The following is a 19816-nucleotide window of genomic DNA, read 5'->3' as shown; positions in this document are numbered from 1 at the left end:
TCAGTCTGAAACGTCCAGGCCGGCCGTCGCGGACCCGGCCGAAAAGATGCGTCCCACGCCGAGGCCCTGCACGTCGCCGGCACCCGTGCGGACGAGGAACAGGGCGTCTAGCCCCCTCTGCCGGGCAAGGCGCGCGCCCGCATCCGCGCCCAGGACCATCAGCGCCGTCGCCCAGGCATCGGCTTCGGCGCAGGTGGGGGCGATCACGGTGACGGATGCGGGCGGGGCGAGAAGCGGCACGCCGCGCGCCGGGTCCATCGTGTGCGACAGATCGCGACCCCGGACCGTGACCCAGTGGCGATAGTCGCCCGACGTGGCCACGGCCGCATCCTCGAGCGTCAGGATGGAATGAGGCGCGCGGCGGTCGCGGTCCGGCGCCTCGACGGCAATCGTCCAGGGCGTGCCGTCGGGGCGCAGGCCCATGGCGCGCATCTCGCCGTCGATGCCGACCAGCGCGTTGCGGATGCCGTGGTCGCCCAGCACCTCGGCCAGTCGATCCACGCCGTAGCCCTTGGCGATGCCGTTCAGGTCGAGGCTCAGGGGCGCCGTCTTGCGTGCCCGGGTGCCGTCCAGCTCCAGCAGCTCATGGGCTGGGCGCCGCGCAGTCTCCATCGCGGAGCGGATGGCGTGCGGATCGGCCGCGGCGGGGCCGAAGCCCCAGGCGCGGACCGCATCGCCCATGCCGATGTCGAAGGCCCCGCCCGAGGCGCGACCGATCGCCAGGCCCAGCGCCAGGACGCGCGCCAGATCACCGGGGATATCCTGCCAGTCCCCGACGGGCGCTGCATTCAGGCGCATCAGGTCGCTGTCGGGGTTCCAGGTGGACATCTGCGCATCGACCGCTGCTACGGCAGCCTGGAGGGCGGTCTGCACCGGGCCGGGGTCGAGGCCCGGTGCGGCGAAGAACAGCGCCGACCAGCGCGTGCCCATGGTCGGGCCGTTCAGCGCGTGGCGAACGGTGTCAGTAGACATCCTCGACATAGCGCCCTCCGGCCTTCAGCATCGCGGGGGTCAGTCCCACCGGCGCGAGGATGTCTTCCAGCGCGCGACTGACGCCCTGCGCCATCTCGCGTCCGCCGCAGACCATCACCCTTGCGCCCCGGCGGACCGCCTCGGCCACCTGTGCCGCCTCGGCCCGCAGCGCATCCTGCACATAATGCGGCCGCGCGCCGCGCGAGACGGCGGTCGTCAGTTCGGTCAGGCGCCCGTCAGCCTTCCAGCCGGCGAGGTCGTCGCGATACAGGAAGTCGCTGTCCGCATGGCGCATTCCGAAGAACAGATGCACCGGGCGGCGGCGCGCATTGGCGCGGATGAACCCCGCCAACGGGCCGATCCCGGTGCCCGCCCCGATCAGGATCAGCGGCGCCCGGCCCCGTCCGGCATGGAAGTCGGGGTTGCGGCGCAGGAAGGCCTGGACGCGGTCGCCCGGTTCCAGCGCCAGGAGCTGGCCAGAGCAGAGGCCGCCGGGGTGTTTGCGCACCACGATCTCGACAAAGCCGTCGCGGCTGCCCGAGGCCAGCGAATAGAACCGCGGCAGGGTGGAGCCTTGCGGCAGGATGCCCAGCAGGTCCCCTGCCTGGAACCGGGCGAAGCCACGGCCGGTCAGCCGCGCCCAGAGGCCCGCCTTCGGCAGTGCAAAGCGCAGGATCGCGGTCGGGGCCTGCACCTCGGCCCCATGATCGCGGCGCGAGACCAGGGTCAGGCTGTCGGCGGCGGGACGAACGGGCTGATGGTCAAGTTCCAGCGCAAGGCCGAGGGCCTGCCCCAGCGCCCGGCCCCAGCGCGCGAAATCCTGCGGGGACTGGCGGTCCACGCTGTCCATGGGCACGAGGGTTTCCCAGCCCCTGGCGCGGGCGGCGGCCTCCACTTCGGCCGCAAAGGCGCAGAAGGCCGGAAAGCTGCGGTCGCCGAAGCCCAGGACGGCCAGAGGGGCCTTCGGTGCCTCGGTCATGCGCGCCAGACGGTCGAGGAACCCCTTGGCCGAGGCGGGCGCGTCGCCTTCGCCCCAGGTGGCAGCCAGGATCAGGAAGCGTTCCGCACGGGGATGACGGTCGGGGTCGAAGGCGGACATCGCCGCGAGATGCACCGATTGCCCCGCCTGCCGCAGCGCCCGGGCCAGCGTCGCGGCAAAGCCCCAGGTGCTGCCGCCTTCGGAGCCCACCAGGATCACCGTCTGCGCGCGGCCGGCGGGGGCGTTGTCGCGCAGCCGTGGCCGGCCCCGCCGCCCGGCGAGCCAGACCAGGGCGCCGGTGGCCCCCATCACCGGCACGGCCAGGGCGACCAGGCCGAGGATCAGCCCGAGCGCCGCCGCGCCCTGCCCCGTGTGCAGCATGTAGATCGTTTCCGACACCCTCTGCCAGGGCGTGGGATCGGCCCAGGACAGAATCTCGCCGGTGCCCTGGTCGATCAGGCCGGTGCCGGTATCGGTGGACAGGGTGAACACGTCCTGCGCATCGCCGGCATAGGGAAAGCTCAGCTTGCGCAGGGCGCTGACCGGCACGTCCCGCAGCGCGGCCATCCGGTCGAGAGGGAACCCCGTCTGCCCGCTGACGGTCGCAGGATCGGCCGGGCGCAGCGAGGCGTCGGGGAGAAGGTCGAAGATGGAGGCGGTCATCCACAGCGCCGTCGCCGCCGACAGGGCAAGGCCCGCGACCGCGACCCGCGCGATCTCGGTGTGCAACCGTCCGGCCAGAGGCCCGCGCAGGCGCGCGAACCAGCGCCGCCAGCCCCCCGTACGCCGCGCCACCAGCGCCGCGCCGGACAGCGCAAGGACCAGCATCGCCGCCGCACCCGCAGCCATGACCAGCCGCCCGGCATCGTCCAGGAACAGCGACCGGTGCAGGTTGGTCAGCCAGCGTTCCACCGGGTTCGGATCGGCCGACCCGACATCCGCCCCGGTCGCCGGGTCGATCAGGGCCGAGCCCGGTGTGCCGCCGTCGAACCACCAGGCGGTGATCCGGCCCGAGGGAGAGCGGCGGATCTCCTCCAGCCCCGGATGCGTGGCGGCCACGCGGGCGGCCAGATCGGCCACGTTCTGCCCCGCCACGGCCTGCGGGGCCGACAGCCGATCCGCCGCCGGAAAGACCGACAGCGCCGCACCGCTGAGCGCGAGGACGGTCACGAGAACCAGGGCCACCAGCCCCGGCCAGCGGTGAAGCGTGCGGATCATGGGACCGGACCCCTTACTTGTAGACGAAGCTGGCGATGTAGCGGCGGCCCTGAACGGGCGAGCCCGCCCCGCCACTCGTCAACGGAACCGCGATCTCGTTCGGGCTGTCGCGCATGTCCTCGACCGCGGCGTCGATGTGCAGCGTGTACCCTGCATCGAACAGGGCGTCGGCGAGGTCGAGCGTGATCTCCAGCGTCCGGCCGGCGCCGACGCTGGCGCCGGTGATGCCGTTGATCTGCGCCGGGTCACCGCCCGTGGCTGCATACCAGTCGGTCAGGTGTTCGTAGTATTTCGACTTGCCGCCCGCCATCCAGAGGCTGCCGACATAGGCGCCCGAGGGATCGGTGACGTAAAGCGCCAGATAGGCGCCATCGCCGCCATAGTTGTTCAGCGTGGTGGTCAGCGTCACCGGGCGGGCCATCGCCAGCCCCGGCAGGGTCAGCGCCGTGGTCAGGGCGAGGGTTGCGAGAAGCGATTTCATCGGAGATCCTTTCGACAGGAGGCGGCCCCGCGCAGGGCGGGGGCCGGGAAGCGGGAGAGGTTCACTTGGTCACGGCGGCGGGCGGCGCGCCGCTGCCGAACAGCCCGTTCGCGGGCGGCGCGACAGTGCCCGCGGGCGCAGGGTTGCCCCGACCACCGGCGCCCATGCAGGCGTCATCGTCGTCGTCCTCGCACTCATCCTCGTCATCATCGTCGTCATGCCCGCGACGGAACCATCCGCCGTCTTCATCATCCTCCTCGTCGTCGTCGCCGCTGACCCGGATCAGCGGCAAGGGGAGGTCGTCCGAGGTGAACACTGCGGCGCAGACGCCGCCGCACTGGCCATCCGTCCTGACCGGGGTCGGCCCTGCGGCAAGGGCCGGCAGGCCCATCGTCAGGGTCAGGGAGGTCGAGGCGAAGAGAAGGGAAAGTCGGGATGTCATGGCATGGTCTCCTTGATCTGATGGCAGCAATCTGTGCCCCGGACCTGAGCGGTTCCTGACGCGCGGAGATTTTCTGCTTCAGCTTGCCGTCAGGAAGAAAAAGGCCCCGCCGGGAAGAGGCGGGGCCAGTCGGACCACAGGGACAGGTGGTCGGGGAAGCGTATCAGGCGATGTCGTCCGGTCCGGCCGCGCGCTTCCGGCCGGTGACCATGGCGCGGGCAAGGTTCTCGCGGTGGCGGACCGAGGCGAGGACAACACCGCCGACATGGGCCGCGATCAGGAGAAGCAGCAGGTTTGCCAGGGTCTCGTGGATGTCCTTCAGCGGACCCTCGGCTTCTCGCCCCTCGCCATATTCGTCGCCGTCCTCATCCGCCCAGGCGGGGGCCACGATCTGCGGCAGGGTCGGCAGCAGTGCAACGCGGGTAGGGTCTGCCATCAGCCAGCCGGTGAAGGCGGTGCCCGAGAGCGTCAGGAGCAGCGCCAGGACCAACGCGGCGCCGGCAGGGTTGTGACCCAGATGACGGCGCTCTTTCCCGCGCAGCATGGCGCCCAGATAGGCCAGCGTCGCCCCCGGTCCCTTCACGAACTGCGCAAAGCGCGCGTAGCGGCTACCGGCAAAGCCCCAGACCAGCCGAAAGGCCACAAGGCCCGCAACCGTGTAGCCTGCCACTTCGTGAACCGGCTGCACCTCGTCGGCGGTCAGCCAGGCGGTCGCGACGGCGGCAACAAGGCTCCAGTGGAACAGGCGCACCAGCGGATCCCAGACCCGCACGGTTGCGTCACCCGTGGCAAGTGCCGAAGCCCGGTCAGTCATTTTCCTTTCCCTCGCGGTCGTGCCCATTGTCGTCATCCTCGAATTCCATCTCGACGATCTGGAGCGTGCCGGGATGCAGCTTCACCTCGATGGCGCGGCCTTCCGCATCGCGGCCGTCGATCTCGTAGCAGCCGTCGTCGATCTTGATCCGGCGCACCGTCCAGCCTTGCGCGTCCGCGAAGCGGGCGACCGCCTCGCGCGGTTGCCAGTCGGCCATCGGCACGAAGCAATCGTCATCGGCAAGGGCCGCACCGGCGGGAAGGGCTGCCAGGAAAGCAAGAATTGTCAGGGTCTTTCGCATGGGCCACACTCCGGGTTACGGCCAGTCTGGATGCGTTCATGCACGCCCAAGCTTACGGCAGCCTGAAGACGGCTGGCAGGCCGCTTCAGCCTGCTGTCAGGCGAGCGGGTCAGAACAAGGCGAAAAGGGCCCGAAGGGACGGCAAGAGACCATGCGCATACTGCTGATCGAGGATGACACGGTTCTGGGCGCGGCCGTGCGCGATCAGGTTGCCGCCGATGGCCATTCCGTCGACTGGGTGCAGCGCCTGGATGCTGCCGCTGACGCGATGGCCGGCGCAGGGTTCGACCTTGTGCTTCTGGACCTGATGCTGCCCGACGGCCGGGGCATCCCCTTCCTGCGCCGCCTGCGGGCCAGGGGCGATGTGACGCCCGTCATCATCCTGACCGCCCTGGACCAGATCAGCGACCGGATCGAGGGGCTGAACGCCGGGGCCGACGATTATCTGGTGAAGCCCTTCGACCTTGCCGAGCTTTCCGCCCGGATCGGGTCGGTCGCGCGGCGCTACGCGGGCAACCCGAACCCCATCGTCAGCCACGGGCCGCTGACGATCGACCTCGCTGCCCGCAGCATCCATCGCGACGGCCGACCCGTCACCCTGACCGCCCGCGAATGGGCGCTGTTCGAGGCATTCCTGTCCCGCCCCGGCCAGCTTCTGTCAAAGGCGCAGCTGGAAGAAAAGCTCTACGCCTTCGGCGCCGAGATCGAAAGCAACACGATCGAGGTCCATGTCAGCCGCCTGCGCAAGAAGCTGGGCGCCGGGGTGATCGAGACCGAACGCGGCCTCGGCTACCGGCTGGGCCGCCCATGAGGGCGCCGCGCAGCCTTCAGGGGCGCCTCGGGCTCTGGCTGGGCCTTGCGCTCACGCTGATCTGGGCCGCCGCGGCCAGCGTGACTGCGCTGCTTGCCAGGGGCGAAATCGAAGAGGTCTTCGATGCCGCCCTTCAGGAAACCGCGCAGCGCATCCTGCCGCTTGCCGTTGTCGACATCCTGAACCGCGAGGAAGCCGGCATCAGCCAACGCCTTGCCGCGATCCGCGAACATGACGAGTTCTTCACCTATATCGTGCGTGACGACCAGGGGCGCATCCTGCTGCAATCGCATGCCGCCGACCCGGCGGACTTTCCTGCCTGGGACGGGATCGGGTTCCGCCAGACGGCCACACACCGCATCTTCAACGACGCGGCCGTACAGGGCACCATACGCATCACCGTCGCCGAGCCGCTGGACCACCGCGCCAGCGTCGCACGGGAGCTTCAGATGGGCCTCGGCCTGCCGCTGCTGATCGTCGTGCCCGTGGCGCTTCTGGCCATCGTGCTGGCCGTCCGTGCCAGCCTAGCGCCCCTGCGTCAGTTCCGCGATCGGCTTTCGGCCCGCGGGGCAAGCGATCTGAGCCCCGTCGCAAGTGCTGATCTGCCAACCGAGATCGCGCCGCTCGCCGCCACGATGAACGGCCTTCTGGCCCGGCTGGCCGCTGCCTTCGAAGCGGAACGCAGCTTTGCCGCGAATGCCGCGCACGAGCTTCGCACCCCTCTGGCCGGCGCGATCGCCCAGGTGCAGCGGCTTCAGAGCGAGACACGCGACGTCGAGGCGAAGGCACGGGCGGCGGGGATCGAATCGACACTGAAACGGCTGACGGGACTGTCGGAGCGTCTGCTCCAACTGGCGCGGGCCGAGGGCGGACGGTTGCGGCTGGACGGCCCCGCGGATCTGCGGCCGGTCGCCCGGCTCCTGACCGAGGACATGCAGCGCATTGCCGGCACCGGGCGGATCGTCCTGTCCCTGCCCGATGGGCCGGTGATGTCCGATCTGGACCCGGACGCCTTCGCCATCCTCTTCCGCAATCTGGTGGAAAACGCCCTGCGGCACGGAGCCGGGGGTGCCACGGTCGCGGTGCGCTTGCAGGCTGATGGCACATTTGCGGTGGCCAATGACGGCCCGGTCGTGCCGCCCGACATCCTGAGCCGCCTTGCCGAGCGGTTCGAGCGCGCCGGCGCGCAGGGAGAAGGAAGCGGGCTGGGCCTCGCCATCGTGTCGGCTATCGCAGAGCGCATCGGCAGCGGTCTTGCCCTGCAATCGCCCCGCCCCGGCCATCCCGAGGGACTGGAGGCGAGCATCAGATTGCCTGTCGGTCCTGCACCCCATCCATGAGGGCGCCGCAGATCCCGGGAGGTGACGGCTGGTCCCGGCCGAGGACAAACGCAGTCAGGACGGATGGTCCACCTTTTCGCTTGCCTCAAGCGCCCGCCGCAGACGCCGGATCAGGACAGCGCGGGCCCTTTCGTCCGGCTCGGCCTCAAGCCTGTCGTTGATGTCGAGGATCAGCCGCGAGACGTCGTTATGCCAATCGAGCCGCGCCACCTTCTCCGGCGACAGACGCCGCTGGGTTTCGCCGCCGATCCGCCTGGCGCCTGCGCCGGTCAGTTCGAACTCTTCGTCCAGCACCGGCCGCAGGATCCGGGCCGGATCGACGATCCCCGCCAGTCGCGCGGCCAGGCCCTCGATCGCGGCCGGTTCGCCGTGGACGAGGAACAGATCATGCCTCAACGGCAATCGCGCCTTGATCCAGTCGGCCAGTTCCGGGCCGTCGGCATGCCCGGAATAGAGATCCAGAGACCGGATACGGGCGCGCACGACGAATTCCTCGCCCTGGATGCGGACCGACCGCGCGCCATCCAAAAGGATGCGGCCGAGCGTGCCCTCGGCCTGATAGCCGGTGAAAAGGACAGTCGCCTCGTCGCGCCACAGCCAGTTCTTCAGGCGGTGCCGGATCCTTCCCGCATCGCACATGCCTGACGCCGCGATGACGATGTGGAACTCGCGCAACCGGTCGAGCGCCATGCTCTGTTCGACGGTTTCGGTGAAATGCAGGTTGCGGGCGCGCAGGCCCTGCATCAAAACTGCCCCCTCCTCAAGCTCGCGATGGTGCTTGGCAAAGATCCTGGTGGCCCTGGTCGCAAGGGGACTGTCAACATGGATGGGAATGTCCGGCAATTCGCCCTCGGCCATCAGCCGGCCGATGTCGCTGATCAGTTCCTGGGCACGTTCGACGGCGAAGGACGGGATAAGCAGCGCACCATTGGGATGCATGGCGGCCCGCACCTCGTCGCGCAATAGGGTGCGGCGGGCCTGGGCGGTGGCGTCACGGCGGTCCGTATCACCGTAGGTGGATTCGCAGATGAGGAAATCCACGCCGGCCGGCCCCTCCGGGTCTGCATGCATCAACTTGCAGTCCGGTCCGATGTCGGCCGAGAACAGCAGGCGCAACGGGGCGGATCCTTCGGGCTGGGCCAGTTCGACCTCTATCGAGGCCGATCCCAGGAGGTGGCCCGCATTCCAGAACCGGGCCCGCAGTCCCGGCAGCACTGCGAACCAGTTGCCCAGGTCATGCGGGCGGAACAGGGACAGGCAGGCCTCGACGTCGGCACTGTCATAGATCGGCTCTACCCGGCTGCGGTTGCGATGGGCCGCTCGGCGGTTGAACTGCTCGACCTCGAACTCCTGGATATGGGCGCTGTCGGGCAGCATGACGCCGGCAAGGTCGATGGTGGCCGGGGTAGCGTGGATCGGGCCCGCAAAGCCGTGACGGACAAGTTTTGGCAGAAGGCCCGAATGGTCGATATGGGCATGGCTCAGGATCACCGCCGCGATCCGGTCCGGCGCAAAGGGGAAGGGGCGGTAGTTCAGTTCCTTCTCGGTCTTGGAGCCCTGGAACATGCCGCAGTCGATCAGCACCTCTCCGGCCGTGGTCCCAAGCCGGAAGCACGATCCGGTGACGGCACCTGCCGCGCCATGGAAGGTCAGTCGGGGATTGGTCATCGGGGCATCCATCCGCGCCGCGTGGCTGACGGGTCAGGTCTGGAACACATAGGTCCCCGGTGCCGCGTCGAGGGGCGGCAGGCCCCTGTCCGGCGCGCCGGGCGCGGGCGGCAGGACCAGCCCATTGCTGTGGCATTCCAGCCAGTCCTTCCAGGCCGGCCACCAGGACCCTTGCCGGGAGTGCGCCCTTGCCGGCCAGTCATCCGGGCCGACATACAAGGCACCGGCTGCTCGATGCGACAGGCGGAAATGGCTGCGTGGATTTCCCGGCTCGTTGACGATCCCGCTGTTGTGCCCGCCGCTGGTCAGGACGAAGGTCAGGTCGCAGTCGGTGAAAAGCTGTGTCTTGTAGACCGATTTCCACGGCGCGATATGGTCGGTCTCGGTAGCGACCACGAACATCGGGGCTGCGAGGTCCTTCAGCGCGATCACCCGGCCCTCGACCGCGAAACGGCCTGCGGTCAGCCGGTTTTCCAGGAACAGTCCGCGCAGGTACTGCGAATGCATCTGCGCGGGCATCCGGGTGGTGTCGGCCACCCAGACACCCATGTCCGTCGGCAGGTCGTCCTCGCCAAGCAGATAGCGCCGGACGGCCCGGGTCCAGATCAGATCCTCGGACCGGATGGCCGAGAAGGTCCGCGCCATCTGCGGCCGATCCAGGTAGCCCTGATCCCACATCATGTCCTCGAGGAAGGCCACCTGGCTTTCATCGACGAACAGCATCAGTTCGCCCGCCTCGGCAAAATCCACCTGCGCGGCCATCAGCGTGATGCTGGCAAGCCGATCATCCTGGTCGCGGGCCATGGTCGCCGCCGCGATGGCCAGCATGGTGCCGCCAAGACAATAGCCGACCGCATGCACCTTGCGGTCCGGGACGATCTGGTTCACCGCCTCCAGTGCTGTCATCACGCCGGTCCTGCGGTAATCCTCCAGCGAGAGATCGGCCTGCGCGGCGGTCGGGTTGCACCATGAGATCATGAAGACCGTGAACCCCTGGCCCACCAGGTAGTTGACCATCGAGTTGTGGGGCGACAGATCGAGAATGTAATATTTCATGATCCAGGCCGGCACGATGAGGACCGGTTCGGCCACAACCTTGTCCGTCTGTGGCGCGTACTGGATAAGTTCGAACAAGTCGTTGCGGAACACGACCGTCCCTGGCGTGCAGGCCAGATCCTGCCCGACCCGGAAGCCTTCTGGTGCCGGGTCATGACTCTGGGTCAGCGTCTTGACCATGTCTCGGGCGAAATGCGACGCCCCCTCGGTCAGGTTGCGCCCGCCCGAGGCCACTGTCGCCGCGATGATCTCGGGGTTGAGCATGGGAAAGTTGGACGGCGAGACCGTGTCCAGCGCCTGCCGCGCCATGAAGCGCACTCGGTCGGCATCCTCGGGGCGCAGGCCGCGCAGATGGTCGGTGGCGTGATCCCACCAGTCCTGCACGGCCAGGAACCCCTGCTGCCACATCCGGAACGGCGGCTTCTGCCAGTCCGGGTGATTGAAGCGGTGATCGTAGGACTTGGGCTTGAACGGCGGCGGGTCTTCCGCATCGATGCGCGTGGCATGGGCGATCAGCCTGAGCGCATTCAGCTGCGCATGCTCGATCAGTTGAAGTTGACGCCCGGGCGCTTCAATGAGGTGGAAGGCCCAGTCGGACCAGGCTCCGATGAACGAGTGGACCGAGACGCCACCGCTCAGCCGCGCCATCGTCGCCCTTACGCCGCGATCGAGGGCTTGATGGGATTTTGCCTGCTGCTGAGGGGCGGGTCGTTCGGCCAGGGCCGGAACCAAAGCGCGCTCCTTCTCCCGCACCTCGGCGTTCCTGTTTCCAGACTTGACCGGTTTTCCGGACATGTTCGCCCCCTCCCGTCTGGGCCATGGCGCGCGGGTTGCCCTGCCCTCGTCCCGCGGTACCGAAGAATTGCTCCGCGTGACACTGCGCGGGCTTAGGCTGGCACCAAGCACGACTGCGTCGCATTGGGAAAATCGTTAGCACCAGTCTTTCACGCCGCGGTGACGCCGACAATCCTTCTTTCAGTTTCTTCAGCGGAAGGGCTGCGGGCACCATGTCGCAGCAGGGAATGTTCTCCCCCATTCCAAGGGTCAGGATCCATTGCCTTGCCTGAAGCATCCGCGGCCGGGAGAGGCAAATCCCGGGACTGACGGGGGTCATGCTGAGCAACCTTTCCAGGCCCTCGATGCTCTGTAGCGCAAGTCGGGTTCTCAATGCCTGCAGGCCAGATACACGATCATACCAGTGCTGCGGCTCTTCCGGGCAGATCGCCAAGGGCGGATTGGCTGCTGGCCGATCGAGGCGATGATGCCGACCGGCTTTTAGGTCCAGACTCATTGGCTCTAAAAGCCAGAACATGACGGTGACGGGGAGGGCGACAGCGGACAGGAAGGTCTTGGCGCATCTGTCATATCGTGTTGCGACCCTGCGCCAGTCTTTCAGTCGGCCGAACATGATCTCGATCCGGTCGCGGCGCCGGTAGCGTCGCTTGTCGTGGCGGAAAGCCTTGCCGCGCGACTTCCTGCCTTGGACCAGGGGCGTGTCCCCTAGTTTTTCAACGCATCCCGGAACCGATCGGAGTCATTAACCCGGTCCGCAATGATCCACTCGGCGGCGGGCAGACTTCCCGACAGGGCGGCGGCGCCGGTGTAGTCGCTTTGACCTGGTCCAGGCAAAGAATTACTGTTGCGACTGTTAGAATGCCGGGTTCGAGAGTAGGCTTTGCCGGCTTGCTTTGCGGGAATTCCCATGTCGCGTCCACACACCCGTCATGACTCGCATCGCGTCGCCCGTGTCGGCTGGCTTTGCGCGCCGGTGCTGGGGGCCAACGATCCGATCATGTCCAAGGCCAGTCTGATCGTTGGGGTGACGGCGTCAGGTTCGGGGCGGCCCGAACATCGGCAGGGTCACCTCGCGCGTGACCCGCATGGGTGCACAGGTCATGGCGCAGACCGGCGGCATCGGCGCGCAAGTCGGGGGCGTGAGATGACGGCATTCGAGTGGGGGGCGGCGACGGCCGCCGGCGGGGTGAAGCATGGCATTGGCCGCCCCTGACGCAACCAGTTGGAGTGCTGCGGTAGACGAGCTTGCCGCCCGCTTCCGGTCCGGCCCCGACGGCCTGACTTCGCAGGCAGCGGCCGAGCGGCTGTCCACGTTTGGGCCGAACAGCGTCGAGGAAGTGGCGCAGCGCGGTGCCTTGCGCCTTTTCGCACGGCAATTCGAGAACCCCATCGTGCTGATCCTGCTGGTCGCCGCCACGATCTCGCTGGTACTGCGGCAATGGATCGATGCCGGCATCGTGCTTGCCATCGTGATGGGCAGCGCCATGCTCAGCTTCTTACAGGAGTACCGGGCCTCGACCGCTGTCGATGCGCTGAAGGGGCGCCTTGCGCTGACCACCAGGGTGCTGCGCAATGGTGCCGAGCAGGTGGTGCCTGTGCACGACATCGTTCCGGGCGACGTGATCCTGCTGTCGGCGGGCAACCTGGTCCCGGCCGACGGGCGTGTCCTCGCGGCGCAGGACTTCCTGGTGAGCGAGGCGAGCATTACCGGCGAGTCCTACCCCGTCGAGAAGCGTCCCGGTCTCGTGCCCGCCGATGCGCCGCTTGGCGATCGCACCAACATGGTCTGGCTCGGCGCCTCGGTGCGCAGCGGGACGGCGCAGGTGCTGGTCACCGCCACCGGCCGCCAGACCGCTTTCGGCGCCATTGCCGCGCGCATCGCCGCCCGCGCGCCCGAGACCGAGTTCGCCCGCGGGGTGCGGCAGTTCGGCTATCTGCTGATCCGGGTCATGGTTCTGGTGGTTCTGTTCGTGCTCAGCGCCAACCTGATGCTCGACCGGCCGGTGATCGACTCGCTCATGTTCGCTGCGGCACTGGCGGTGGGGCTTTCGCCCGAACTGCTGCCGGCCATCGTCAGTGTCACGCTGTCGGCCGGGGCGCGGCGGATGGCTGCCGATGGGGTGATCGTGCGCCGGCTGGACGCGATCGAGAACCTGGGGTCGATGACCGTGCTCTGCACCGACAAGACCGGCACGCTGACCGAGGGTCGCCTTGTGCTGCACGCGGCGCTCGACCCTGCGGGCCAGGCGTCGGAAGAGGTGGCACGGCTGGCCTGGCTCAACGCCAGCTTCGAGACCGGGATCGAAAATCCGCTCGACGCAGCCCTTGTGGCGGCCGGCGATGTGGCCGGGTTCGGCACGGCGGGTTACGCCAAGATCGACGAGATCCCTTATGATTTTGAGCGTCGGCGGCTGACGATCGTGCTGGCTGAAGGCGCTGACGATGGACACCTGATGGTGACCAAGGGCGCCTTTGCCGAGGTGCTGGACATCTGCACCAGCGTGGCGACCGATGCGGGCGCGGTGCCCCTGGATGATGCAGACCGCACCGCGCTGGAGGCGATCTTCCGCGCCCGCAGTGCCGAAGGGCTGCGCGTGCTTGCGCTGGCCACACGCCGCTTCGCCCCGCAGGCGGACTATGACCGCGACGACGAAGCGGTGATGACCTTCGGCGGCTTCCTCGTGTTCCGCGACCCGCCCAAGGCCGATGCGGCCCAGACCATCGCCACGCTTCGGGCTCTCGGCATCGCGGTCAAGGTCATCAGCGGCGACAACCGTCATGTCACCGCCCATGTCGCGCGCTCTGTGGGCCTCGATGCCGACGCGATGCTGACCGGCGAGGAGACCGCCGCGATGCGCGACGAGGCGCTTTGGCACCTCGCGCCGCGCACCGACCTCTTCGTCGAGATCGACCCGCAGCAGAAGGAGCGCATCGTCCGCGCCCTGCAGCGCACCGGCGAGGCGGTGGGATACCTCGGTGACGGCATCAACGACGCGCCCGCGCTGCACGCCGCCGATGTCGGCATATCGGTCGCCGAGGCGGTGGATGTCGCGCGCGAAAGTGCCGACATCGTGCTGACCCGCCGCGACCTTCAGGTCCTGCGCGCGGGTGTCGAGGACGGACGTCGCACCTTCGCCAACACGCTGAAGTACATCTCGATCACCACATCCGCCAATTTCGGCAACATGGTCAGCATGGCGATCGTGACGCCGTTCCTGCCGTTCCTGCCCCTTCTGCCCAAACAGATCCTGCTCAACAACTTCCTCTCGGACCTGCCTTCGCTCGCCATCGCCTCGGACCGCGTGGATCCCGAGAATCTGGCCACGCCGCAGCGCTGGAACGTCGCAGAAGTTCGGCGCTTCATGGTCGTGTTCGGACTGGTCAGCTCAGCCTTCGACCTGCTGACCTTTGGCCTCCTGCTGTGGGTGCTTCAGGCCGGCGAGGCGCTGTTCCAGACCTCGTGGTTCATCATCTCGCTGATGACCGAACTGGCAGTTGTCCTGGTGCTGCGCACTCGCCGATCGGCGATCCGCAGCAGACCGGGGGCCATCCTTTTGTGGTCTACCGTGGTGGTTCTCGGTCTCACCTTCGCCATACCCTGGCTTGGCCCCCTCACCACGGCCTTCGGCTTCGTGACACTCCCGCTCGACACTTTGGCCGCCATTGTCGCGATCCTCGTGGGCTACATCGGGGCGACCGAATTAGTGAAGGCCTGGTTCTTCCGCGCCGGGCCCGTGGAGCCAGGGTCCTGAACGGACAGCTGGAGGAAACCCAGCACAGGCTTCTTCGGGGCAGTCTGTGGCCCAAGGCCGCGCGCAGTCCGATCGAGGTGGCAAGCGGGCACTGCATCTGCCGAACGCGCGTGACCTATGCCCCCATTTCGGGGCGCCTCTCCGCCTCAAACGCCCGCGTCGAGGATGGATGCCAACAGCGGGTTCGGGAACCGTCGGTCGCGCGTGACGGCGATGAAAGATTCGGAGATCCCGTCCAGCTTCACGGCCTCCACGAGCAGGCCGGCGGCGAGTTCGTCCTGCACGACAATAGGCGGGATCACTGCAAGGCCCGCGTCTTCGCGCGCCAGAAGGCGCAGCATGGCCATGTCGTCCACCTCGGCAGCGATCGAGGGACGGACACCAAGGCGGCTGGCCAGCGCATCGAAGGCGTCGCGTAGCGCCGTCTCGCGCGGGGGCAGGACGACGGGTTCACGGGCGAGAAGACCGGCCAGCCCCTGCGGCGGGCTGCCGATCCGGCCCGGTGTGCCGATCAGGCTGACCGGCTGTTCCGACAACCGGTGCACCAGCCACGGACTGCCGGCATCGCGCGCCGGCGCGAGGTTGGTCAGCACCACGTCGAGCGAGGTCGCCTCCAGCCCGCGCAGAAGCTCGGCCTGACTGCCCGAACGCAGGACCACCTCGACATCCGCCCGCCCGATCAGCGGACGCAGGAACTGAAGCTGGAAGTTGCGCGACAGCGTCGCCAGCGCGCCCAACCGCAGCACCTGACGCCCCCGGCCCGTCTGGGCCAGGGTCGCGGTCAGGTCCTCGGCGGTGCGGAAGATCGCCTCGGCATGGTCGAGCGCGATGCGGCCCGCCTCGGTCAGCACCAGCGTCCGGCCGCGCCGTTCGAACAGGTCGTGGCCAAGCGTCTGCTCCAGCGTGCGGATCTGGGTGGACAGCGCGGATTGCGACAGGTTGAGCCGCCGCGCCGCCGCCGTCAGCGAACTGTCATTGGCGACAGCGCGGAACAGGCGCAAGTGATGCAGGTTGATCTGGGCCATCGTTCCATTCCATAGATCATTTTTGCCAATAATATGTATTTTTCTAGGTGATCGCCAGGCGCTATCTGCTCTCCCACAGTCTGAAACCCTGCGGAGACCGCCCGATGGACCCTCTCTTGCTTGCCCCCCTGCCGCTCCTCGTCGTCGCGGGCCTGGCCGCGACCCGTCCGGGCCGCCGCCCCGCAGCCGTGCCCGCCCTGGCCGAGGCGGCCGCCCTTCTGGCGCTGGTGCTGGCGGCGGCGGGCGTCGTCTGGCTGGCGGTCGCCGGGCCGGCGGCGCTGACGCTCGGGTCGGGGCCGCTGGCGCTGTCGCTGGCGCTCGATCCGATCAGCGCGACGATGGGCCTGCTGGTCGCCTTCGTGGGCTGGGTGGTCGTGCGTTATTCCCGGCGCTATCTCGACGGCGAGGCGCGCGAGGGGCGGTTCCATGCGCTGATGCTGGCGACGCTTGCCTGCGTTCTCATCCTTGTGCAGTCGGGCAGTCTAGCGGTGCTGGCCGCGGCCTTCGTCGCGGTCGGGCTGGGGCTGCGGCAGCTCTTGCTGTTCTACCCCGACCGGCCCGAGGCGCGGCGGGCGGCGGCAAAGTTTACCCTGGTCTGGGGGGCCGGCGATGCGGCGGTGATCCTGGCCGGCATCCTTCTGTGGCAGGCCTTCGGCACCGCCGATCTGGCGGCGATTTCGGCCGCGGCGGCGGGGGGGCTGCCGGTCGCGGCAAAGGTCGCGGTGGCGCTTCTGGTCCTGGCGGCGGCGCTCAAGACCGCTTCCTTCCCGCTGCACGGGTGGCTGACCGAGGTGATGGAGGCCCCGACCCCCGTCTCGGCCCTCTTGCATGCGGGCATCGTCAACGCGGGCGGGTTCCTGCTGATCCGGCTGTCTGACCTGGTGCAGGCGAGCCCCGGCGCCATGGCCGCGCTGGTGATGATCGGGGGCCTGACCGCGCTGTTCGGGGCGGTGGTCATGCTGACGCAGGCCGCGGTCAAGACGGCGCTCGCCTGGTCCACGGTCGCGCAGATGGGCTTCATGCTCCTGCAATGCGGGCTGGGGCTTTGGGCGCTTGCGCTGCTGCACATCGTGGCGCATTCGCTCTACAAGGCCCATGCCTTCCTCGCCTCGGGCGGAGCGGTCGAGGCCGTGTCCGCCGTGCGCCGGCCCGGTCCGGTGGCGGTGCCCGGGATCGCGGCGGTCGCCCGCGCCTTCCTGATCGCGGTCGCCCTTTACGGCGCAGTCGCGGCGGGCTTCACCCTGATTGCCGGGGAAAAGACGCCGCAGGCGCTTGCGCTGGGGCTGATCCTCGTCTTCGGCGTGGCCTACCTGGTGGCCCAGGGCCTGGCCGATGCCGCGCCCGCGGCACTGACCAAGCGCACGGCGGCGGCCTCGGCGGGCGCGGCGGTGGCGTATTTCGCCTTCCATCAGATCGCCTTCGCGCTCTGGGGCGGCAGCCTGCCGGCGGTGCCCGAGGCCGGAGCCCTGGAATGGGCGCTGATCGTGCTGGCGCTTCTGTCCTTCGGCCTGGTCGCGGTGGCGCAGGCGCTGTTTCCGCACTGGGCACATCACCCGGCGGCGGCGGGCCTGCGGGTGCATTTGGCCAACGGGCTTTACCTGAATGCCTTGCTCGACCGCGCCATCGGCGGGTTGAAGACCCCGCGCAGCCTCTGATCCCCTTCCGGCAGGAGAATTCCCATGTTCATGCAGCAGATCGACATCGCCCCCGCCCGGATCGCCGGGATCCTGCGCGCCGCCGAGACCGCCGTGCGCGCCATCCCGCCCGCCTTCCCGCTCTCGGCCACGGTCGCGGTCAACCCCTTCCTCGGCCAGTCGGGCGAGGACCTTGCCACCGCCGCCGCGCGCCTTGCCCGCGTGGCCGGGGTCTCGATCCTGCGGCCGCGGGCCGAGCTTGCGGCCGAGATCGCCGCGGGCCGGATCAACGACGACGACCTGGCCGAGGCGCTGATCGCCTGCCGCTCGGCCCTGAAGCCGGCGGACCTCGCGCTGCTGAAGGCGCGGCTCCTGGCCAGTCCGCCCGCTCCGCAGGCGCTGCCCACGCTGGCCGACCTGGCCGCCCGCGCCGGCGGGACCGACTGGCCGGCAGTGATCGCGCGGACCTTCGGGCTCTGGGCCGCGGGGCGGTTCGACCGGGGCCAGGCACTGTGGACGCCCGCGCCGGGACAGGGGGCATTCGCGGCCTGGCGGGAATGGGCGACGCATGACCTGACGCCGGAAATCGCCGGCCTTTCGGGCTTCTGCGCCCATGTCGCCGCCGCCCCCGACACGACCGAACGCGCGATCCTGCGCGCCGCCTCGCGTCTGGGCATCGACGAGGCCGCCGCTCCCACCGCCTTCCACCGGCTGCTGATGGACCTCGGCGGCTGGGCGCAGCACGCCCGCTGGCTTCTGTGGGAGGCCGAACTGAAGGGCGAGACCGACTCCACGGCGGCGGACCTCCTGGCGATCCGGCTGGTCTGGGAAGAGGCGCTCCTCGACCATGCGCCATCCGTCGCCGGAGACTGGGCCGCGACCGTCGCCGCCCATGCCGCGCCGGTCGCACCGACGCAGGATCAGGTCATCGACGCCATCCTGCAGGAGGCCGCCGAACGCGCCCACCAGCGCCGCCTGGCCGCTGTCCTGGCCGGACCGAAGGCCGAAACCGGCCGGCCCGCCCTGCAGGCCGCCTTTTGCATCGACGTGCGTTCGGAAGTCTTCCGCCGCGCGCTCGAGTCGCTGGACCCCAGCATCGCGACGATCGGCTTTGCCGGTTTCTTCGGCCTGCCCCTCGCGCACAGGGCGCAGGGCACGGACGAGCTGGCGGCGCATCTGCCGGTGCTGCTGACCCCCGCGCTGACCTCGACCGCTCAGGCCGCGCCCGAGGTGGAACAGGCCACCCGCATCGCCGCCCGCGCGACCCGCGCCTGGGGCCGGTTCCGGCAGGCGGCCGTCTCGTCCTTCGCCTTCGTCGAGGCGGCAGGGCCCTTCTACGGCGCGAAGCTGGTGAAGGATGCACTTGGGCTTTCCAAGCCGCCCGCGCCCGCTCCCGCGCCGCGCTTCGAGGGCGGGCTGTCGGCCGAGGCCAAGGCGGCGACCGCGGCGGCGGTCCTGAAGGCCATGAGCCTGACTCGGGGCCATGCCCGGCTGGTGCTGCTTCTGGGCCATGGGGCCAATGTGACCAACAACCCGCATGCAAGCGCCTATCACTGCGGCGCCTGCGGCGGGCAGACGGGCGAGGTCTCGGCGCGGCTTCTGGCCTCGCTTCTGAACGACCCCGAGGCGCGGGCCGGCCTGCCCGCGCAGGGGATCGATCTGCCCGCGGATACGCTGTTCCTGGCCGGGCTGCACGACACCACGACCGACGGCGTCACGCTTTACGAGGATGCGCCCGCCCCGACCCATGCGGCCGACATTGCCGCGGCGAAGGACTGGCTGATGCGCGCGGGCAAGGCAGCGCGGGCCGAACGCGCCGGCCGCCTGCCCGGGGCCACGGCCCTGACCATCGCCGCCCGCGCGCGCGACTGGGCCGAGGTGCGGCCGGAATGGGGGCTTGCGGGCTGCGCGGCCTTCATCGCCGCCCCGCGCGCGGTGACTGCCGGGGCCGACCTCCAGGGGCGTGCCTTCCTGCACAGCTACGACTGGCAGGCCGATCAGGGCTTTGCCACGCTGGAACTGATCCTGACCGCGCCGGTGGTGGTGGCAAGCTGGATCAGCCTGCAATACTACGGCTCGTCCGTCGCGCCCACGGCCTTCGGCGGCGGCAACAAGCTGATCCACAACGTGGTCGGCGGGATCGGCGTGGTGCAGGGCAACGGCGGGGTGCTGCGCCCCGGCCTGCCCTGGCAGACCATCCATGACGGCGAGAGGCCCGCGCACCAGCCGCTGCGCCTGTCGGTGATGATCGAGGCGCCCCGATCCGCGATGTCCGAGATCCTGTCCCGCCACCCCGGCGTGCGCGAGCTGTTCGACAACGGCTGGCTGCACCTCTTCGCGCTGGAAGACGGCCGGATCGCGGCACGCTACCGGCCAGGGCTGACCTGGACCCCGGTGGCCGAAATTTCCTGGGCGGCATGAAACTGTCGCCTGAGGTTGCGTTCGGTACAATGCACCGCAATGCATAGGCGGGTGCGCCGCTTCCAGCCTGCGAGGGCGTGTCGGCCGCTCCAATACGGCTGACCTGC

14 protein-coding genes and 2 pseudogenes are annotated in these 19816 nt (G+C 69.2%); 6 read left to right on the top strand and 10 right to left on the bottom strand.

Annotation, left to right across the window (positions count from 1 at the left end; translation table 11 throughout):
* The 6 genes from ACK4IU_RS01030 to ACK4IU_RS01005 all read right to left on the bottom strand — a co-directional run bounded on the left by ACK4IU_RS01030 (position 1) and on the right by ACK4IU_RS01005 (position 5207).
* Positions 1-981, bottom strand: coding sequence for an FAD:protein FMN transferase (locus tag ACK4IU_RS01030; RefSeq protein ID WP_409730761.1), 981 nt, complete (start codon positions 979-981; stop codon positions 1-3).
* On the bottom strand, positions 962-3169 hold the full coding sequence (locus ACK4IU_RS01025) for a PepSY domain-containing protein (RefSeq protein ID WP_409730759.1): 2208 nt from the start codon (positions 3167-3169) through the stop codon (positions 962-964). Before ACK4IU_RS01025 ends, ACK4IU_RS01030 begins: the two co-directional genes overlap by 20 nt.
* A 13-nt stretch (positions 3170-3182) precedes the next feature.
* On the bottom strand, positions 3183-3650 hold the full coding sequence (locus ACK4IU_RS01020; RefSeq protein WP_409730757.1) for a DUF2271 domain-containing protein: 468 nt from the start codon (positions 3648-3650) through the stop codon (positions 3183-3185).
* 61 nt (positions 3651-3711) lie between these two features.
* Positions 3712-4092 carry a hypothetical protein gene (locus ACK4IU_RS01015; protein WP_409730756.1) on the bottom strand — a complete coding sequence of 127 codons (381 nt, stop codon included), beginning with the start codon at positions 4090-4092 and terminating at the stop codon, positions 3712-3714.
* Positions 4093-4255: 163 nt separating this feature from the next.
* Entirely contained in the window at positions 4256-4906 is a 651-nt protein-coding gene (locus ACK4IU_RS01010; protein WP_409730754.1) for a cytochrome b/b6 domain-containing protein, read from the bottom strand.
* A complete protein-coding gene (locus ACK4IU_RS01005) occupies positions 4899-5207 on the bottom strand; it encodes a PepSY domain-containing protein (RefSeq protein ID WP_149588323.1) in 309 nt (102 codons plus the stop codon). Before ACK4IU_RS01005 ends, ACK4IU_RS01010 begins: the two co-directional genes overlap by 8 nt.
* A 151-nt stretch (positions 5208-5358) precedes the next feature.
* Between ACK4IU_RS01005 and ACK4IU_RS01000 the strand changes: the two genes are divergently transcribed.
* Together ACK4IU_RS01000 and ACK4IU_RS00995 are read left to right on the top strand one after the other, a co-directional pair.
* Complete coding sequence (locus ACK4IU_RS01000; protein ID WP_409730752.1) at positions 5359-6018, top strand: response regulator transcription factor; 660 nt, start codon at positions 5359-5361, stop codon at positions 6016-6018.
* Entirely contained in the window at positions 6015-7358 is a 1344-nt protein-coding gene (locus tag ACK4IU_RS00995) for an ATP-binding protein (RefSeq protein WP_409730751.1), read from the top strand. The genes ACK4IU_RS01000 and ACK4IU_RS00995 overlap by 4 nt, the downstream gene beginning before the upstream one ends.
* A gap of 54 nt (positions 7359-7412) precedes the next feature.
* On the opposite strand, the gene ACK4IU_RS00990 is transcribed toward ACK4IU_RS00995, so the two are convergent.
* Together ACK4IU_RS00990 and ACK4IU_RS00985 are read right to left on the bottom strand one after the other, a co-directional pair.
* A complete protein-coding gene (locus tag ACK4IU_RS00990) occupies positions 7413-9026 on the bottom strand; it encodes an MBL fold metallo-hydrolase RNA specificity domain-containing protein (protein ID WP_409730750.1) in 1614 nt (537 codons plus the stop codon).
* Positions 9027-9059: 33 nt separating this feature from the next.
* Positions 9060-10877, bottom strand: a complete 1818-nt coding sequence (locus ACK4IU_RS00985) for a PHA/PHB synthase family protein (RefSeq protein ID WP_409730748.1) — start codon at positions 10875-10877, stop codon at positions 9060-9062.
* 366 nt (positions 10878-11243) lie between these two features.
* On the opposite strand from ACK4IU_RS00985, the pseudogene ACK4IU_RS00980 reads away from it, so the two are divergent.
* Positions 11244-11351, top strand: a pseudogene (locus ACK4IU_RS00980) (IS5/IS1182 family transposase); the annotation flags it as partial.
* 31 nt (positions 11352-11382) lie between these two features.
* Here the strand turns inward: ACK4IU_RS00980 and ACK4IU_RS00975 are convergent.
* Positions 11383-11693, bottom strand: a pseudogene (locus tag ACK4IU_RS00975) (transposase); the annotation flags it as partial.
* A 377-nt stretch (positions 11694-12070) separates the two neighbouring features.
* Here ACK4IU_RS00975 and mgtA point away from each other — a divergent pair.
* Positions 12071-14629 carry a magnesium-translocating P-type ATPase gene (gene mgtA, locus ACK4IU_RS00970; protein WP_409730747.1) on the top strand — a complete coding sequence of 853 codons (2559 nt, stop codon included), beginning with the start codon at positions 12071-12073 and terminating at the stop codon, positions 14627-14629.
* 146 nt (positions 14630-14775) lie between these two features.
* Here the strand turns inward: mgtA and ACK4IU_RS00965 are convergent, their stop codons facing one another.
* Positions 14776-15654 carry a LysR family transcriptional regulator gene (locus ACK4IU_RS00965; RefSeq protein ID WP_409730745.1) on the bottom strand — a complete coding sequence of 293 codons (879 nt, stop codon included), beginning with the start codon at positions 15652-15654 and terminating at the stop codon, positions 14776-14778.
* A 104-nt stretch (positions 15655-15758) separates the two neighbouring features.
* On the opposite strand from ACK4IU_RS00965, the gene ACK4IU_RS00960 reads away from it, so the two are divergent.
* Both ACK4IU_RS00960 and ACK4IU_RS00955 read left to right on the top strand, forming a co-directional pair.
* Complete coding sequence (locus ACK4IU_RS00960; protein WP_409730743.1) at positions 15759-17309, top strand: proton-conducting transporter membrane subunit; 1551 nt, start codon at positions 15759-15761, stop codon at positions 17307-17309.
* 24 nt (positions 17310-17333) lie between these two features.
* Positions 17334-19709, top strand: a complete 2376-nt coding sequence (locus tag ACK4IU_RS00955) for a YbcC family protein (protein WP_409730741.1) — start codon at positions 17334-17336, stop codon at positions 19707-19709.
* The last annotated feature ends 107 nt before the right edge of the window (positions 19710-19816 follow it).

The sequence above is a fragment of the Tabrizicola flagellatus genome (assembly GCF_046295235.1).
Lineage (GTDB): Bacteria > Pseudomonadota > Alphaproteobacteria > Rhodobacterales > Rhodobacteraceae > Tabrizicola > Tabrizicola flagellata_A.
The sequence above is the reverse complement of the archived record's forward strand: the minus strand, read 5'-3'. Positions and strand labels throughout refer to the sequence as shown.

Bases quoted from the DNA above. Each gene is read 5' to 3' on its own strand.
- ACK4IU_RS01030 (WP_409730761.1), bottom strand. From the start codon at position 981: ATGTCGAGGATGTCTACTGACACCGTTCGCCACGCGCTGAACGGCCCG.
- ACK4IU_RS01025 (WP_409730759.1), bottom strand. From the start codon at position 3,169: ATGATCCGCACGCTTCACCGCTGGCCGGGGCTGGTGGCCCTGGTTCTC.
- ACK4IU_RS01020 (WP_409730757.1), bottom strand. From the start codon at position 3,650: ATGAAATCGCTTCTCGCAACCCTCGCCCTGACCACGGCGCTGACCCTG.
- ACK4IU_RS01015 (WP_409730756.1), bottom strand. From the start codon at position 4,092: ATGACATCCCGACTTTCCCTTCTCTTCGCCTCGACCTCCCTGACCCTG.
- ACK4IU_RS01010 (WP_409730754.1), bottom strand. From the start codon at position 4,906: ATGACTGACCGGGCTTCGGCACTTGCCACGGGTGACGCAACCGTGCGG.
- ACK4IU_RS01005 (WP_149588323.1), bottom strand. From the start codon at position 5,207: ATGCGAAAGACCCTGACAATTCTTGCTTTCCTGGCAGCCCTTCCCGCC.
- ACK4IU_RS01000 (WP_409730752.1), top strand. From the start codon at position 5,359: ATGCGCATACTGCTGATCGAGGATGACACGGTTCTGGGCGCGGCCGTG.
- ACK4IU_RS00995 (WP_409730751.1), top strand. From the start codon at position 6,015: ATGAGGGCGCCGCGCAGCCTTCAGGGGCGCCTCGGGCTCTGGCTGGGC.
- ACK4IU_RS00990 (WP_409730750.1), bottom strand. From the start codon at position 9,026: ATGACCAATCCCCGACTGACCTTCCATGGCGCGGCAGGTGCCGTCACC.
- ACK4IU_RS00985 (WP_409730748.1), bottom strand. From the start codon at position 10,877: ATGTCCGGAAAACCGGTCAAGTCTGGAAACAGGAACGCCGAGGTGCGG.
- mgtA (WP_409730747.1), top strand. From the start codon at position 12,071: ATGGCATTGGCCGCCCCTGACGCAACCAGTTGGAGTGCTGCGGTAGAC.
- ACK4IU_RS00965 (WP_409730745.1), bottom strand. From the start codon at position 15,654: ATGGCCCAGATCAACCTGCATCACTTGCGCCTGTTCCGCGCTGTCGCC.
- ACK4IU_RS00960 (WP_409730743.1), top strand. From the start codon at position 15,759: ATGGACCCTCTCTTGCTTGCCCCCCTGCCGCTCCTCGTCGTCGCGGGC.
- ACK4IU_RS00955 (WP_409730741.1), top strand. From the start codon at position 17,334: ATGTTCATGCAGCAGATCGACATCGCCCCCGCCCGGATCGCCGGGATC.